Below are 15,128 nucleotides of genomic sequence, written 5' to 3' on the forward strand. Positions count from 1 at the left end.
TAACTACTACTCGGCGAAGACCGGGTCGGCGGGCATGCGGCGCGACTCGTTCGCCACGGGGGTGGCGTAGGTGTAGTCGAACAGCGTGGACACGTCGGGGTGCGGGCTGTTCTCGGCGAAGTCGGCGGCGTCGGCCACCTCCTCCTTGACGGACGCGGTGATCTCCTCGCGCAGCTCGTCGGTGAGCACGCCGGCGTCGCTGAGCTGCTTGTCGAAGATGGCGACCGGGTCGTTGGCGGTGTCCCGGGCCTCGGCCACCTGCTCCTCGGTGCGGTACTTGGCCGGGTCCACGACCGAGTGGCCCTTCATCCGGTAGCTGGTGGCCTCCAGCAGGAAGGGGCGCTGCTCGGCGCGGGCGCGCTCGACCAGGTCGGCGGCGGCGTCGCGGACCTCCAGCACGTTGCGGCCGTCCACCTTGACGCCCTCGATGCGGAAGGCGGAGCCGCGCTTGTGCAGCTCGGGCTCGGCCGAGGACATCTCGACGGTGGTGCCCATGCCGGTGAAATTGTTGATCACCACGAAGACGATCGGCAGGTTCCACAGCGCGGCGATGTTGAGGGACTCGTGCCAGGCGCCGATGTTGGTGGTGCCGTCGCCCATCTGGCACATGACGACCTCGTCGCCGCCGCGGTAGGACACGGCCAGCGCGGCGCCGGTGGCCAGGGGGAGCTGGCCGCCGACGATGCCGTACCCGCCGAGCATGCGGACCTCGGTGTCGTACATGTGCATCGAGCCGCCCCAGCCCTTGGACACGCCGGTGGAGCGGCCGTAGAGCTCGGCCATCACGTGGCGGGGGCTCATGCCCTTGCCGATCGCGTAGCCGTGGTCGCGGTAGTTGGTGAAGAGGTAGTCCTCGTCCTTGAGGGCCGTCATCAGGCCGACGACGGTGGCCTCCTCGCCGAGGTTGAGGTGGCAGTAGCCGCCGATGCGGGCCTGGGTGTAGGCCTGGGCGGTGCGCTCCTCGAACCGGCGGACGAGCAGCATCTGCCGGTAGTAGTCGAGCAGGACCTTGGGCTGCTCGTCGGCGATCTTCGGCGCACTGTCCTTGCGGGTACGCCGGCGGCCGCCCGAGTTCCTGGCGGTGCCGCCGCCCTTCGGCTTGGCCGTGTCAGCCATGGTGGTGCCTTTCTACGTGCGGAATCGGCCCCTACGGGGCCGATGGACCGCGAGGGGCCGGTGCCGTGGCCCGCTGTGCGGCGGTGCCAGGCGGGGGAGCGCGCAGCCGGGCTCAACGGCGCGGCGCTCGGTGGCTGTGGAGTTGTTCGTGTCGAGAACCCTCTAGTGCTCGTTTCCCCACGGGGCGGCGGCCATTCCTCGGGGGCGTTCGCCCTGCGGGAACCGCCGTGCGGGTGGCGAGCCCTGCCGTGTGATGTGCGTCGCGGACACTCTACGGATTGATCGATGATCGATCAATCCGACTCTAGGGGAAATCCGGGGTGAATCCGGCCGGGTCCCCCGGAAGCGGACACGCCCGGCGGGCGCCCCCGCAGGGTCAGTGCCCGGCGCCTCGGGACTTCATGGCGGCGTCCACGTAATTGTGAACGTGCTCACTCAGCATTCGGCCCACGTCCGGATCCCGCTCGACGAAGGCCTCGGCGATCCGCGCGTGGTCGGCCGCCTTGGCGTGCAGCTCCATGTCCAGCCAGCGCACCGACAGCCGGGTCCACACCTCCACGCCCAGCGACTCCCAGGTGTGCAGGAGCACGTCGTTGCGGGCGGCCAGGACGATCCGGCGGTGGAACTCCACGCTGTGCCGGATCTGCTCCTCCACGTCCCCCTCGGCGGTCGCGCGGCGCAGCCGCTCCACCTCCTCGCGCAGCGGGGAGGGGTCCTCGGCCAGGCGGTCCGCGGCGAGTTCGGCGGCGACGCGTTCGAGACCGGCCCGGACGGGATAGATCTCCGCCATGTCCGCTACACCGAACTCGCGAACCCGCGCCCCCTTGTTCGGGACCGAGTCGATCAGCCGCAGCGTCTCCAGTTCGCGCAGGGCCTCCCGCACGGGGGCCTGGCTGACGTTGAGCTCGGCGGCGATCCGGCGCTCGACGATGCGCTCGCCGGGCTTCCACCTGCCGGAGAGCAGACCCTCCACGAGAACGCGGCGGATCTGCTCGCGCAGAGGGTTGCGGGCCACCCGTGCTGCGTCGTCGGGTGTGGCGGGCATCAACGGCCTTTCTGGTCGGGGCGGCCGCCGCCGGGGCGGCGGCTGCGGTCGTGGGGAGGCGATTGCACCTTAGCCGCCCTCATCCGGGCGGTCTCTGTGTGCGATACCGGACGTCCGTTATCGAAGACGGGCTAACGGAACGCTCACGGTCGAGGCGCATGCGGGTGAACATCGTCCCGGACCCGGCTGACCGGACGGCAAAGTGCGAGGTAAGGCGGTCGGCGCCGACAGGGCGCCGCGTCCCTTGACCGAGCGGAGCGCTATGCTGTCCTGTCGGAAATGTTCGATCAAAACCGGGTAACGTGGTGCGCGGGGCCACTCCCGGTAGCCGGCGTCCCCCGTGCACGAGCGGCTCCGCCCCCTTCCCGCTCCGCCCCCGCGGCCGCGGACCGGCGCCCCCGCGGCGTCCGAGACGGCCGCCTCCGGGTGCTCTGACCTCGCGCCCGGGACGCGTTCCCTGCCCCTGTTCACATCCGAGTCCGAGCGGCGAGCCCGTCCCCCGACAAGCACAGCCGTGCCGCAGGCCAGCCCACGAAACGTGAGACAGCACTGAGCACACATGATGCCTACATCGCGGAGAAGGTCGACACCGTCGCGACGCGCGGGGCCGACGCCGACGTCACCCCATAGACGGCGTCGCGTCCTGGACGCGGTGCCGCGCATTTCCGCGAAGGCGGCGCGCGGCGCCGAGGACGGGCGTGTCACGTGGCCCAGTGTGAGCGAGATCGCATGGGGCATCGCCTCGGACAAGATCGCGATCGCCCTGGCCGTGCTTCTCATCACCATGACGATGCTCTCGGCCGGCCCGTTGCACCCTATCGACAATCTGATCAACAACGCACCTCGGCCGTTCTGGGACGAACTGCGCCTGTTCCTCATCCTGTGGCCGGACACGGTCGCCTCGCGTTTCGTGGCGATCCCGGTCCTGGCGGTCACCGCGCTCCAGCTGGCCTACCGGCACCGCTCCTGGCGGCCGATCATCCTGGGCGCCGTGGGCGTGGTGGGCATGATGGGCCCGGTGGCGTCGATGAAGCTGTTCTTCTCGCGCAACCACCCGCGCAGCTTCGACCCGGCGTTCTTCGGCGACTCGGGGGGCGTGTCGTTCCCGTCCGGGCACGGGGCCAACGCCATCCTCATCTACGGGCTGGTGCTGTTCCTGATCATCCGGTACCAGGCCGCGCGTCCGCACATCATCCGCCGCCTCGGCTTCTGCATCGTCGGAATCGCGCTGCTGCAGTCCGTCGTCTCGGCCTACCTGCACTTCCACTGGTTCACCGACCTGGCCACGGGGATGATCGCCGGCGGCCTGTCGCTGCGGATCGTGATCTGCCTGGACGCCATGATCCCGGGCGGGCGCACCACCATGTGGTGGCCCTGGTACGGCGGCAGCTTCTGGAGCGCCGACGAGACCCGGCAGTCCCCCACCGACGCGGAGGAGGCGCGCGCGGCGTGAACCGGCCTCCCCTTCCCGCCCAACGCCGATAGTCTCCGGCGGGGATTGCACGCAGCGGGGGGAATGGGAACACGGACATGGCAGCCACGGAACTGAGCTTCGAACGCGACCCGGAGATCCTGGACCGGCTGGCGGAGGAGCTGTGCGCCGCCGCCGGGGTGGAGGCGCCCGAGCCCGGCGAGGCCGGCGAGGAGGACGACCCCGGCGTACTGGGCGCGGTCGTCGCCCGGCGCGGGCAAGCGCTGGAGGGGTGGGCCGTGCTGCTCGCCCCCGAGGACGAGGAGGACGAGGGGCCGCACCTGCAGTGGGCGCTGGCCTCGGTGGAGGCCGAGCAGCTCAAGGGCGTCTTCGACCCGGCCCGCGACGCCACCGACGCGGAGTTCGCGCTGGTGGAGAAGATGGTGCGGGAGGCCGCGGCCCGCGCGGCGGAGCTGGGCCACGACGCCCTGCTGTGGTCGCCGACCATGCGGGCGACCGACGCCCGGCTGGCCGACCGCCTCGGCGCCGACGTCGAGCGCGAGGAGGGCCGCACCTGGGGTGCGGGCCTGGAGTGGCGCCGCCCGCCGGGGCTGCCGCCGGTGCGGGTGCGCACGATGCCGGCCGTGCCGGACGAGGCCCTGCTGGACGATTACGTGGAGCTGTACCGGGCGTTCGGGGCCGACGGCGACTTCGGCGAGGACTGGGACCGCGAGGAGGTGCGGGAGTGGCTGGACAACAGCCACCTCGGCCCGGACCTGCTGGCGGGTGAGGCCACGTTCGACCTGATGCCGGAGGACGGCGACGGGGTCCCGGTGGCCCAGTTCACGGTGCTGGTGGACGACGAGGGGATGGCCTCGGGGGGCCTCGTGGTGCACCGGGGGCCCGAGGCGGGCGCCCTGGGGGCGGCGTTCGCCGAGGCGATCGAGGGCCTGCGCAGCGCCGAGGGCGTGCGCGAGTTCCACCTGCAGGAGTTCGACGACGACCTGGTGGCCGAGGCGGCCGACAAGGCGGGCCTGGAGGTCATCGACCGGTGGCCGGTCTACATCCTGGAGCTCGACGCGCTCGACTGACGTGGGCGGGCGCCGGGCCGCATGCGGCCCGGCGCCCCGCGCGCGGGAACGTCCGCCTCGGCTCTCGCCTCAGCTCTCCTTGCGCGCCTTAGTACTCCTCGGCGAGGAGGCCGAGCACGACCTCGTCGAGGAACTCGCCCAGCACCCAGGCCGAGGAGCGCGTCCGCCCCTCGCGGACGAAGCCGTTGCGCTCGGCGGCGTGCAGCATGGCGAAGTTGTCCGCCAGCGTATCGATCTGCAGCCGGTTCAGGCCGCGGACGGTGAAGCCGTAGTGGCACAGGGCCGCGACCACGTCGGTGCCGTAGCCCTTCCCGCGGTGGGCGGGCCGCAGGCCCAGCCCGATCTGCGCGGTCCGGTGGTGGGGGTCGATGCCCGCCAGCACCGCGGTCCCGATCAGCGTCCCGCCCTCCAGCTCCACCACGGAGAACTGCACGGTCTGCTGGTTGGAGTCGTCCACGACGAGCCGCCGGTCCTTGGTCCCGGGCGTGAGCGGCGTCCACGGCCGCCCGTCGGCGCGGGAGCCGTTGACGACGTCGTCGTAGAGCTCGGCGAGCAGGACGGGGATGTCGTCGTCATGCCGCGCACGAAGACCGACCTTGGTTCCTTTGAGCATTGCAGTGTTCTATCGGATCAGATATTCCGTCGACAACCGGAATAAAGCGAATAAATAGGAAGAATATGGACAGACCTTGCTCCCCGGAGGAAGGCCTCTGGGGAGCAAGGGGCGTCACAGGGGGTTGAGCCGGGCCTTGAGAAGGCAGAACTCGTTGCCTTCGGGGTCGGCCAGCACGTGCCACTGCTCGTCGCCGGTCTGCCCGATGTCGGCCGGGCGCGCGCCGAGCGCCAGGAGGCGTTCGAGCTCGGCGTCCTGGTCGCGGTCGGTCGGGTTGACGTCGATGTGGAGCCGGGGCTTGCCCTTCTCCGGCTCGGCCCTGCCGCTGAGGATGATCGTCGGCTGGGGGCCGCCGAAGCCCTCGCGCGGGCCGATCTCCACGGCCTGGAAGGTGCCGTCGTCCTCCCGGTCGAGGATGACGAAGTCCAGGACATCGCACCAGAACCGCGCCAGCGCCTCGGGGTCGTGGCAGCCGAGCACGAGTTCACTGATACGACACGCCATAGGGGAAACCTGCTCTCAAACGGAGAACCGCAGGGGGCCGGACACGGAGGCCGTGGAACCCCAGCGGGGACAACAACCAGGCGAGCGTAGCGAGTAGGGAGATGGGGGTCGAAGGGTTTTTCAGGCCTGCTCAGCCCCGGGGCGCGCGGCGGCTCGGGCGGTCGGTCTCGGCGACAGGGGCTCATGCTCCGAGGTCGGTGTCCCGTCTCAGCGCGCTGAGAAGAGAGGTCCACTCCCTTTGGGGGAAGGTGAGATGGAGGAGTCGAGGGCGCTTCGAGTCGCGGACGGATGTCGTCGAGCGAAGCCGTGATATTTCGACGCACTGGTTGGTTCCACCGCTGTACGTGCTCTTCTTCCACGGGTTCTCAGAGTTCTTCATCGCGGATTTTCCTCATTTCTTTTTGGAGTATCGTGAGGGATTCATCGGGGGTGGCGGCAGCCCCTTGTAGGGCTCCGAACAGTAGCCGAACCCCCCAGGACCCCCGGGGCCTGGACGCCCGGCAGAACGCCGAGCTGGCCCGCCTCATCCGGCGCCTCGCGGCCGTGCGCCCCGAGATCATCGCTGCCCAGCCCCCGCCGCCCGCCTCGCCCGAGCCCGTGCCGGACTCTGTGCCGCCCGTGCCGGACTCTGTGCCGCCCGTGCCGGACTCTGTGCCGGAGGCCGTGCCGGAGATGTTCGCGCCGCACCTGACCCGGGACGACTTCCCCGTCCCCAAGCAGGACCGCGACCTGGTCGCCCATCTGCGGGCCCTGTCCCTGGGCCGGATGCGCCCGGGCGACCGTTGGCCCGCCCACGCCGACGACCGCTTCCTGGCCCGGATGCGCCGCCCCCTCCTGCGGCACCGCATCGCCGGCTTCGTCCGTGACCGGGTCCGCCCCGTCTGCACCGCCGTCGGCGCCCTGACGCTGGTGTGCGGCCCGGCCCTGATACTCCTGACCGCCCTCGGAACCAGCACGCCACTGCCGTGAAGCCGCCCAGAGGGCGACTCCACGGCAGTGCGGTCCGATCTCTACGACCTCTACGACGGCCGCGAGGCGGGGAATCCGTGCCGGCGGGCCGCGACGACCACCACCATCACCGGCATCAGCAGCGCCAGCACGCTCCACGGGAACGGCTCGGTCCCCAGGGCGCTCAAGAGGACGCCTCCGACGGCCCCTCCAGCGGCCATCGCCCCGTTCCACAAGGTCACGAGCATCGCCTGGGCCGCGTCGCCCCCGGTGTCGGTCGCCGCGGTCTGCAGGAGCGTCGGCACCCCGCCCCACCCCAGCCCCCACAGCACCGCCGCCGCGTACACCAGCACCGGGCTCCCCGACCCCAGGGCGAGCACCGCCGACGCCGCCCCGACCAGCACCACGGCGGCGACCGTCAGCAGGCGCAGCCTGCGGTCGATCTGCGCCCCCACGAGCCAGATGCCCGCCATCGACGCGCCCCCGAAGAGCAGGAGGACCGCCCCCACCGAGCCGCCCATCCCCACCCGTTCGAGGAACGAGGCGATGTAGGTGTAGAGCACGGTGTGCGCCAGCACGAACGTGACGGTGACGAACAGGATCGGCACCACCCCCGGTGTCAGCACCGTCTTCAGCACCGGGGCCCGGTCCGTCGTCCGCCGTCCGGGGACCTCCGGGGCCAGGGCCGCAATCCACCCGATCACACCCACGGCGAGCACCGTCAGCAGGGCGAACGTCGGCCGCCAGCCGAAGGCCGCGCCGGCGAACGTCCCGGCGGGCACGCCCAGGGCCAGGGCCACGGGCACCCCCGCCATCACCACCGCGACCGCCCGGCCCCGGACTCCGGCGGGGACCGCCGAGCGCGCGTAGCCGACGAGCATGGCCCAGGCCAGGCCCGCGGCCACCCCCGCCAGGAAGCGGGCCGCCAGGGTCAGCGCATAGTCCGAGGACACCGCCGTCACCGTGTTGGCGACGGCGAACCCCGCCATCGTCACCAGCAGCAGCCGCTTGCGCGGCCACCCGGCCGTGGCGGCGCTCAGCGGGATCGCGGTCAGCGCGGTGCCGATGGCATAGGCGGTCACCGCCTGCCCCATGGCGGACTCGGTGACGCCCAGATCGGCGCTCCAGGCGGGCAGCAGCCCGGCGGGCAGCGCCTCGGTCAGAACGGTCAGGAACACGGCGGAGGCCAGGGCGAGCAGCATGGGCAGGGGGAGCCCGCGCTTCTCGGCGGAGGGCCCGGCGGCTAGAGTCGCATCGTCGGTCGTCATGCCGGAATGCTCGAACCTTCACATAGATGTGAGGGTCAATCGTGCCGATGGTGAGGTGGGGCACATGCGTATCGGGGAGCTGTCCGAGCGGACCGGGGTCCCCCGCCGCCTCCTGCGCTACTACGAGGAGCAGGGCCTCGTCGTCCCCGACCGGCTGCCCAACGGCTACCGCGACTACGACGAGCGCTATGTCGACCGCGTGGCCCAGATCCGCGGCCTCCTCGACGCCGGCCTCCCGACGCGGATCATCAAGCAGATCCTGCCCTGCCTGGACAAGCCGCGGGTGATCCACATGTCCGACGTGACCCCGGAGATGCTCGCGACCCTGGAACGCGAGCGGGACCGCATGACCGAGCGGATCGACCACCTCACCCGCAACAGGAACGCGGTCTGCGAATACCTGGCGGCCGTGAGGGAGGAGTCCGCCTGAGTCCAGAGGCCCCGCCGAGGCGCTGAGGGGCCGGGCGGTGACGCGACGGCGGCCGCCTGTTCATGGCCGGGACGACGGGCCGCCCCTCACCCGGGCGACCGGGACCGGTCGGCTCCCCCTACCGGCCCCGACCAGCGCCTACCAGGCCACCGGCAGCTCGTACACGCCGTCGGCGGCACGGCAGTGCGCATCGCACCCCGGCCCGTCGGCGACCTCCGGCCCGGACCCCTCCAGCCAGTCGGTGTCCGGCCGGGCGCCGACGACCACCACGCGCGGCGAGGCGCTCATGCGTCCTCGTCCACGGTGATCGCCGCGGTGGGGCACACCTGCGCCGACTCGCGGACGGCGTCGTGGTGCTCTGCACCGGGGGAGGCGTCGAGCAGCACCCCGATCCCGTCCTCGTCGCGCTGGTCGAACACCTCGGGTGCGATCAGCACGCACTGCCCCGCACCGCAGCACTTGTCCTCATCGACGGTGATCTTCACGGTCGCTCCTTCTCGCTCTGGCGCTCGGAAGCGCTCGGACGGTCGCATGCCGGGATCCGAGGAGGCGGGCCGACGGCATGGGGACGGCAGTGGGGGATGTCCTCGATGAACCGGATCCGACCCTGTACCCGGCCCCCCGGCCCCGGCCTCGACCCAGGCCCCGGGACCGGAACCGGGACGGGTGCGGGCGGTCAGGCGTGAGGCCCGGGCCCGCCTTCGGCGGGCGTGGCGGCCGCCAGCATGAGGCCGTGCAAGGCGTCGACCATCCCGGTCGCGGCCTCGTCCCAGGTGGCGCGGAGCGTCGGCCGGCCGGCGGCGAGGTTCCGCTCCCGGTCCGCGCACAGGTTGACGATGATGTGGCGGAACATCTCCCCCCGCTCGCGCCGCACCTGGTTCGGCAGTTCGCGGGTGCGCAGGTCGAGCGCGTGCATGATCTCCCGCAGCGACGGCGCGGACATGGCCTCTTCGGCCATGATCCGGCGGAACCCCGGATCGGCCATGACCTGCACGCTGAACCGGGCGAACCAGGTCGGGCGGCCCAGCTCGGCCAGGTGGCCGGTGACCGGGCGGACCATGCAGGCCAGCCACGCGCGCGGGTCCTCGGAGCCGCGCACCTGCGCGACCATCCGCACCCGGCGCTCCTCGATGGCGTCGCTGTGCCGGCGCACGATCGCGCGCACCAGGTCGGCCTTGGTGCCGAAGTGGTAGCCGACCGCGGCGTTGTTCCCCTGCCCGGCGGCCTCGCTGACCTGGCGGTTGGAGACCGCGAACAGCCCCTCCTCGGCGAACAGCCGCTCGGCGGCGTCCATGATGGCGGTGCGCGTGGACTCCGAGCGCTCCTGCCGGGACACGGTGGGAGGCACGGTCACCACCTCACCGGAACGGTCGCCAGGCCGCCGACCGCCAGGCCGTCGACCCGCTCCAGATCCCCGGCGGGGACCGCCAGCTCCAGCGTCGGCAGCCGGTCCAGCAGCACCTCCAGCACCACCTGGAGCTCGGTGCGGGCGAGCGCCTGGCCCAGGCAGGAGTGCGCGCCCGCCCCGAAGGCGATGTGCCGGTTGGGCGCGCGGTCCAGCACCATCTCCCCGGCGTCGGCGAACTCCCCGGTGTCGCGGTTGGCGGCGGCCATGGCGCACATGACCGTGGTGCCGGCGGGCACGGTCTCGCCGCCGAGCTCGGTGTCCTCGGTGACGAAGCGCGGCAGCCCGATGCCGGAGTCGGCGTCGAAGCGCAGCGCCTCCTCCACGGCGGTGCGGACCAGCGAGCGGTCCTCCACCAGCCGCTCCCAGCGGCTCCGGTCGGACAGCAGCATCGCGACCATCTTGCCGATCATGTTGGCGGTGGTCTCGTGGCCGGCGACGAGCAGGCCCATCCCGGTGCCGACCAGCTCGCCGTCGGTGAGCTTCGCGCCGTCCTCGGTGGTGCCGGTGATGAGCGCGCTCAGCAGGTCATCGCCCGGGTCGCTCCTGCGCCGCTCGATGTGCCCGGACATGTAGGCGAAGAACTCCTCCTGGGCGGCGGAGACCTCCTCCTCGGTGTAGCGGGTGAGGTTGAGCAACGCGTCCGACCAGTAGGAGAAGCGGTCCCGGTCGGACTCGGGCACGCCCAGCAGGTCGCAGATGACCCACACCGGGAGCGGGAAGCCCAGGTGGGCCTTGAGGTCGGCGGGCGCGCCCGTCTCGACCATGCCGTCGATCAGCCCCTCGGCCATGTCCCGGATGCCGGGGCGCAGGGCCGTCATGCGCTTGGCGGTGAACCACGTGCCGACCTCGCGGCGCCAGCGCCGGTGGCCCTCGCCGCCGTCGGGCACGGACGCGGCCATCTCGCTGCTGAACACCCCGCCGGACTCGTTCGCGGCGATGCGGGCGGCGCCGGCGCCGGTCAGGCGGCGGGAGAACCGCGGGTCGGCGAGCAGCCGCTTGACGTCCTCGTACCGGGTGACCAGGGCCGCCTCGTCGCCGGAGGGCAGGGTGACGCGCGCGACCGGGCAGCCCGAGCGCAGCCGCTCCCACTCCTGCGGCGGCTCCAGCGCCGAGGGCGCCGGTATCGGGTAGTCGAGCACCTTCTCCTGGTCGCGCTCCATGGCCATCCTCACTTTCCGTGGGGGCGGGGTCCGCGACCAGTGAACCTCCGGGGCTACAGTAAGTCAAGCGACTGAATTAAAAGTTCGCACGGAACCACGCCGCCGTCACGGAAGGCACCCCATGTCCCAGCCCGCAGGGGCCGACGGCGCGACGTCCGCCTCCCCGCACCCCCCGGAGGCGCCCGCCGCACCCGAGCCCGCCGCGCCGCAGGCCGCCGGCCCGAAGCCCACCGCCGTCATCGCCGTCCTGGCGTTCGCCGGCATCACCGTCTCGCTGATGCAGACCCTGATCGTGCCGATCGTCCCCCGGCTGCCGGAGTACCTGCACACCTCGCCCGGGCAGGCCGCGTGGGCGGTCACCGCCACCCTGCTCGCTGCGGCCGTGGCGACCCCGGTGGCCGGGCGGCTGGGCGACATGTTCGGCAAGCGCCGCGTCCTGCTGGCCAGTCTGGGGCTGATGGTCGCGGGGTCGGTGGTGGCCGGGCTCAGCGACAGCCTGGCCCCGATGATCGCGGCCCGGACCCTCCAGGGCGCGGCGGCGGGCGTGATCCCGCTGGGCATCAGCATCATGCGGGACACGGTCCCGGCGCACCGGCTGGGGTCGGCGACCGCGGCGATGAGCGCGTCCCTGGGCGTCGGCGGCGCCCTGGGACTGCCGGCGGCGGCGCTGCTGGTGCAGAACGCCGACTGGCACGCGCTGTTCTGGACGGCGGCCGGGGTCGGCGCGGTGGCCGCCGTGCTGATCACGGCCGCCGTCCCGGAGTCGCCGGTGCGCAGCGGCGGGCGGTTCGACCCGGTGGGCGCGCTCGGGCTGTCGGCCGGGCTGCTGTGCCTGCTGCTGGCCGTGTCCAAGGGCGCCGACTGGGGGTGGACCAGTGCCACCGTGCTCGGCCTGTTCGCCGCGGCGGTCGTGGTGCTGGTGCTGTGGGGCGCCTGGGAGCTGCGCACCGCGCACCCGCTGGTGGACCTGCGCACCACGGCGCGGCCGCAGGTGCTGGCCACCAACGCCGCCTCGGTGGTGTTCGGGTTCGCCATGTTCGCGATGTCGCTGGTGCTGCCGCAGGTACTGCAACTGCCCGAGGCGACCGGCCACGGGCTGGGGCGGGACCTGCTCACGGTCGGCCTGGTGATGGCGCCCTCGGGGCTGGTCATGATGGCGATGGCGCCGGTGTCCTCGCGCATCTCGCGGACGGCCGGGCCCAAGGTGACGCTGATGGTCGGCGCGGTGGTCGTGGCGCTGGGGTACGGGCTGGGCACCGTGCTGATGGGCTCGGCCTGGGAGCTGGTGGCGGTGTCGAGCGTGATCGGCTCGGGCATCGGGCTGGCCTACGGGGCCATGCCCGCCCTGATCATGGCGGCGGTGCCGGTGTCCCAGACGGCGGCGGCGAACAGCCTGAACACGCTGATGCGCTCGGTGGGGACCTCGACGTCGAGCGCGGTGGCCGGGATGGTGCTGGCGACCATGACCACCCCCTTCGCGGGCGCGGCGGTGCCCTCGCAGGGGGCGTTCCAGACGGTGATGGGCCTGGGCGCGGCCGCGGCGGTGGTCGCCCTGCTGGTGGCGGCCCTCATCCCGGGCGGGCGCAGCGGGGCCGACCGACGGTGATGCACCGGAGGCAGTGAAGTGAGGGAAGGGGCTCGGCCCCTTCCCTCACGGAGACTTCAGTGGGGGAGTCGAAGGCGCTCGGCGGTCGGAGGAGCACCCCGCATCCTCGGTGCCCTCCGTCAGTCGAACAGCTCGTCGACCGAGGAAACGGTGAAGGCCCGGTCCCCCCAGCGCTCGAGGGTCTCGGGGTCCGTGCAGTTCATGATCCGGTCGCGCGCATCGGAGGTGACGGCGATGCCTCGGGAGGTCAGGGCCTTCATGATCACCTTCGCCGCGGCCTCAGCCGCCTCGGCGCGCCCTTCGGTGCGGCCCTGCTCGACATAGCGCTCAGTGAAGGGCGAGGTGAAACCGTAGAGTGCAGATTCCATGATCTCCTCCAGCCGGTGTCGTGGCGCCTCGGCCAGGAGCACCATCGCGAATCCAGTATAGGTGGCCGCCTTGTGGCGGGCGATCTTGTCGAGGCCCTCCATCATCACGTCGACCAGGGCCTCGTCCTCCTCCGCATGGACGAGTGTCGAGAGCACGCCGAGTTCGGGCGACTCGGCGAAGGCGGCGGGGTCGTCGACGACCGGTACCTCGTCCGGACCGAGGACGATCGGGGCCAGATCGAACCCCGGGTGGCCCGTGGCGATCGTGTGCCGGCTCCAGTCGGCCATGCCCCGGTTGGGACACAGGACCAGAAGGGCGACCGGCGCATCGATCCGGTACCGCAGGTTGGTCACGTAGCAGGGCCAGGTCAGCCGCTTGTCGTCGTCCTTGCAGCGCTGCACCTCCGTGATGATGCCTGCGACGGCGTCGGTCGGACGGCCGTGGACCGTCCGCTTCCGCTGCGGGTCACGGAGAAGGACTACGGAGTCCGCGGTCATCTCCGGGGGGTCGACCTTGTTGACGCGGTTGCTCTGCAGGGTGACCCGGGTGTACCGCGGCAGGTCATCGGCTAACCACGGGGCGGCGAACTCGACCGCGAGCCCGGGGTCGTTCTGGAAGAGCTCGGTGAGGAACTCGTGCTCGATCTTCGGCATGCACGGGAAACTACAGAGGGGGAGTGGCAAGCTACTTTACGTGTCCATTAGATCGGTCTTCAGGTCTGATGGGGGATACGTCGGGCCTGGGGGTGAAAGCCCGTTGCCGTCCGGAACCTCGGATGCGAGGCCGGGGCGTCAACCGTTCAGGAGGGCACGGCGTCTCATCCCCGTGCCGATGACGAAGCCTTCACCTTCCTCCCGCCGGGCCGCCCGGCCCCTCGCCGCCTCCGTCTTCGCGGTGCTCCTGCTCGCCGGGTGCGGCGGCGGGGCCCCTGAACCGGAGGCCGGGGGCGGTGAGGACTGGTGGACGCCCGCGCCCGGCGAGGTCGCCTCGTGGGAGTGGCAGCTGGAAGAGCCCTACGACCTGTCCGTGGACGCGCAGATGTACGACCTCGACCTGTTCGAGGTCGCCCCCGCCGGGGCCGAGCTGCACTACCCGGGCGGCGAGGTGGTCGAGGTCCCCGCCGGCCCCCTGGCCGGGGCCGTGGACGAGCTGCACGCACGCGAGCCGCGCCCGGTCGTCATCTGCTACATCGACACCGGCGCCTACGAGCACTACCGCCCCGACGCCCGCATGTACCCGGGCTACGAGGAGGACCTGGAGGACGTCCCCGACCGCCCGGCCGCCCCCGCGGAGGGGTCGGCGCTGGGGTGGAGCTCGGGCTGGGAGCAGGAGCGCTGGCTGGACATCCGCGCCTCCGAGCGGGACGCCTGGACCGACGTCGTCTGGGCGCGCTTCGACCTGGCCCGGGAGCTGGGCTGCGACGGGGTCGAACCGGACCAGAACAACCCCCTCGGCAACGACCCGGGGTTCCCGGTCACGGTGGAGGACCAGAACTCCTGGTACGTCGAACTGGCCGAGCAGGCGCACGCGCGCGGGCTGTCGGTCGGGATGAAGAACGGCCACGACCGGCCGGGGGCGTCCGCGGAGCTGGCCGAGCACTTCGACTGGGCGCTGCCCGAGGAGTGCGTCGAATTCGACGAGTGCGAGGCGCTGAAGCCGTTCATCGACCGGGGCAAGGCGGTCTTCGCCGTCGACTACCGGGGAGGGGTGGATGAGGCCGAGGCCTGCCGGGAGTACGCACGCCTGGGCTTCGACGGCATGGTCAAGGACCTGCACCCGACCGGCGCCTACCGGAACCCCTGTCCACAAGGGTGATCGGGCGTCCGGAGGCCCCGCGGCGCGGCGGGGAGGATACGTCAGCGGGGCGGCCCGATCGACCCCCGAGCGCCCTTCCGGCATGTGAACACCGTCTCAGGAAGACCATGTGACCTCGGGGATCGCCGCCGGGTAGTGTCTCGCTTCGGGAGTTTCGTGCCTAAGTGCGGAACTCCTATTGCTTTGCCACTTTTCCCGCTGTGCAGGAGCGCCGTCCGTTCGGGGTCCGGTGCCTCCACAGCGCAGGGGGATCCGCGGAATCTCCGCACCGCACACGGGACCGACCTTTCCCCGAACCCTCACAATCACTTCTCCGGGCCACCGGCCCGCGTCCCGTCTTCATC

17 protein-coding genes are annotated in these 15,128 nt (G+C 72.0%); 6 read left to right on the top strand and 11 right to left on the bottom strand.

The window, feature by feature from the left end:
- Positions 1 to 6: 6 nt before the first annotated feature.
- Positions 7 to 1,116, bottom strand: a complete 1,110-nt coding sequence (pdhA, locus tag C892_RS0121310) for a pyruvate dehydrogenase (acetyl-transferring) E1 component subunit alpha (protein WP_017539549.1) — start codon at positions 1,114 to 1,116, stop codon at positions 7 to 9.
- Between the two features lie 376 nt (positions 1,117 to 1,492).
- On the bottom strand, positions 1,493 to 2,161 hold the full coding sequence (locus C892_RS0121315; RefSeq protein WP_026124537.1) for a GntR family transcriptional regulator: 669 nt from the start codon (positions 2,159 to 2,161) through the stop codon (positions 1,493 to 1,495).
- A gap of 715 nt (positions 2,162 to 2,876) precedes the next feature.
- On the opposite strand from C892_RS0121315, the gene C892_RS0121320 reads away from it, so the two are divergent.
- A complete protein-coding gene (locus C892_RS0121320; RefSeq protein ID WP_017558838.1) occupies positions 2,877 to 3,614 on the top strand; it encodes a phosphatase PAP2 family protein in 738 nt (245 codons plus the stop codon).
- A gap of 77 nt (positions 3,615 to 3,691) precedes the next feature.
- Entirely contained in the window at positions 3,692 to 4,663 is a 972-nt protein-coding gene (locus C892_RS0121325) for a hypothetical protein (protein WP_017558839.1), read from the top strand.
- An 88-nt stretch (positions 4,664 to 4,751) separates the two neighbouring features.
- Here C892_RS0121325 and C892_RS0121330 read toward each other — a convergent pair whose 3' ends face one another.
- The 3 genes from C892_RS0121330 to C892_RS30820 form a co-directional block, all read right to left on the bottom strand.
- The gene (locus C892_RS0121330; protein WP_017558840.1) at positions 4,752 to 5,276 is read right to left on the bottom strand and encodes a GNAT family N-acetyltransferase; all 525 of its coding nucleotides are present in this window, start codon (positions 5,274 to 5,276) and stop codon (positions 4,752 to 4,754) included.
- A 114-nt stretch (positions 5,277 to 5,390) separates the two neighbouring features.
- The gene (locus C892_RS0121335) at positions 5,391 to 5,780 is read right to left on the bottom strand and encodes a VOC family protein (protein ID WP_026124538.1); all 390 of its coding nucleotides are present in this window, start codon (positions 5,778 to 5,780) and stop codon (positions 5,391 to 5,393) included.
- A gap of 181 nt (positions 5,781 to 5,961) precedes the next feature.
- The gene (locus C892_RS30820; protein WP_083934441.1) at positions 5,962 to 6,159 is read right to left on the bottom strand and encodes a DUF397 domain-containing protein; all 198 of its coding nucleotides are present in this window, start codon (positions 6,157 to 6,159) and stop codon (positions 5,962 to 5,964) included.
- Positions 6,160 to 6,419: 260 nt separating this feature from the next.
- Here C892_RS30820 and C892_RS32370 point away from each other — a divergent pair, with 260 nt between their 5' ends.
- A complete protein-coding gene (locus C892_RS32370; RefSeq protein WP_239647475.1) occupies positions 6,420 to 6,749 on the top strand; it encodes a hypothetical protein in 330 nt (109 codons plus the stop codon).
- 50 nt (positions 6,750 to 6,799) lie between these two features.
- Here the strand turns inward: C892_RS32370 and C892_RS0121345 are convergent, their stop codons facing one another.
- Entirely contained in the window at positions 6,800 to 7,996 is a 1,197-nt protein-coding gene (locus tag C892_RS0121345; RefSeq protein WP_017558842.1) for an MFS transporter, read from the bottom strand.
- A 64-nt stretch (positions 7,997 to 8,060) separates the two neighbouring features.
- On the opposite strand from C892_RS0121345, the gene C892_RS0121350 reads away from it, so the two are divergent.
- Positions 8,061 to 8,426: a MerR family transcriptional regulator gene (locus C892_RS0121350; protein ID WP_017539541.1), complete on the top strand. Its 366-nt coding sequence runs from the start codon at positions 8,061 to 8,063 to the stop codon at positions 8,424 to 8,426.
- Between the two features lie 138 nt (positions 8,427 to 8,564).
- On the opposite strand, the gene C892_RS31890 is transcribed toward C892_RS0121350, so the two are convergent.
- The 4 genes from C892_RS31890 to C892_RS0121370 form a co-directional block, all read right to left on the bottom strand.
- A complete protein-coding gene (locus tag C892_RS31890; RefSeq protein WP_017539540.1) occupies positions 8,565 to 8,714 on the bottom strand; it encodes a hypothetical protein in 150 nt (49 codons plus the stop codon).
- Positions 8,711 to 8,911, bottom strand: a complete 201-nt coding sequence (locus tag C892_RS0121360; RefSeq protein ID WP_017558843.1) for a ferredoxin — start codon at positions 8,909 to 8,911, stop codon at positions 8,711 to 8,713. Before C892_RS0121360 ends, C892_RS31890 begins: the two co-directional genes overlap by 4 nt.
- A gap of 191 nt (positions 8,912 to 9,102) precedes the next feature.
- Positions 9,103 to 9,780, bottom strand: a complete 678-nt coding sequence (locus tag C892_RS0121365) for a TetR/AcrR family transcriptional regulator (RefSeq protein WP_017539538.1) — start codon at positions 9,778 to 9,780, stop codon at positions 9,103 to 9,105.
- Positions 9,777 to 11,000 (bottom strand): cytochrome P450, encoded by a 1,224-nt coding sequence (locus C892_RS0121370; RefSeq protein ID WP_017558844.1) that lies wholly within the window; start codon positions 10,998 to 11,000, stop codon positions 9,777 to 9,779. The genes C892_RS0121365 and C892_RS0121370 overlap by 4 nt, the downstream gene beginning before the upstream one ends.
- 115 nt (positions 11,001 to 11,115) lie before the next feature.
- Here C892_RS0121370 and C892_RS0121375 point away from each other — a divergent pair, with 115 nt between their 5' ends.
- Entirely contained in the window at positions 11,116 to 12,600 is a 1,485-nt protein-coding gene (locus tag C892_RS0121375; protein WP_017558845.1) for an MFS transporter, read from the top strand.
- Between the two features lie 119 nt (positions 12,601 to 12,719).
- On the opposite strand, the gene C892_RS0121380 is transcribed toward C892_RS0121375, so the two are convergent.
- Positions 12,720 to 13,622 (bottom strand): hypothetical protein, encoded by a 903-nt coding sequence (locus C892_RS0121380; protein WP_017558846.1) that lies wholly within the window; start codon positions 13,620 to 13,622, stop codon positions 12,720 to 12,722.
- 178 nt (positions 13,623 to 13,800) lie between these two features.
- On the opposite strand from C892_RS0121380, the gene C892_RS0121385 reads away from it, so the two are divergent.
- Positions 13,801 to 14,784 carry an endo alpha-1,4 polygalactosaminidase gene (locus tag C892_RS0121385; RefSeq protein WP_017558847.1) on the top strand — a complete coding sequence of 328 codons (984 nt, stop codon included), beginning with the start codon at positions 13,801 to 13,803 and terminating at the stop codon, positions 14,782 to 14,784.
- The last annotated feature ends 344 nt before the right edge of the window (positions 14,785 to 15,128 follow it).

It is taken from the genome of Nocardiopsis baichengensis YIM 90130 (genome assembly GCF_000341205.1).
GTDB classification, from domain to species: Bacteria; Actinomycetota; Actinomycetes; order Streptosporangiales; family Streptosporangiaceae; genus Nocardiopsis_A; species Nocardiopsis_A halophila.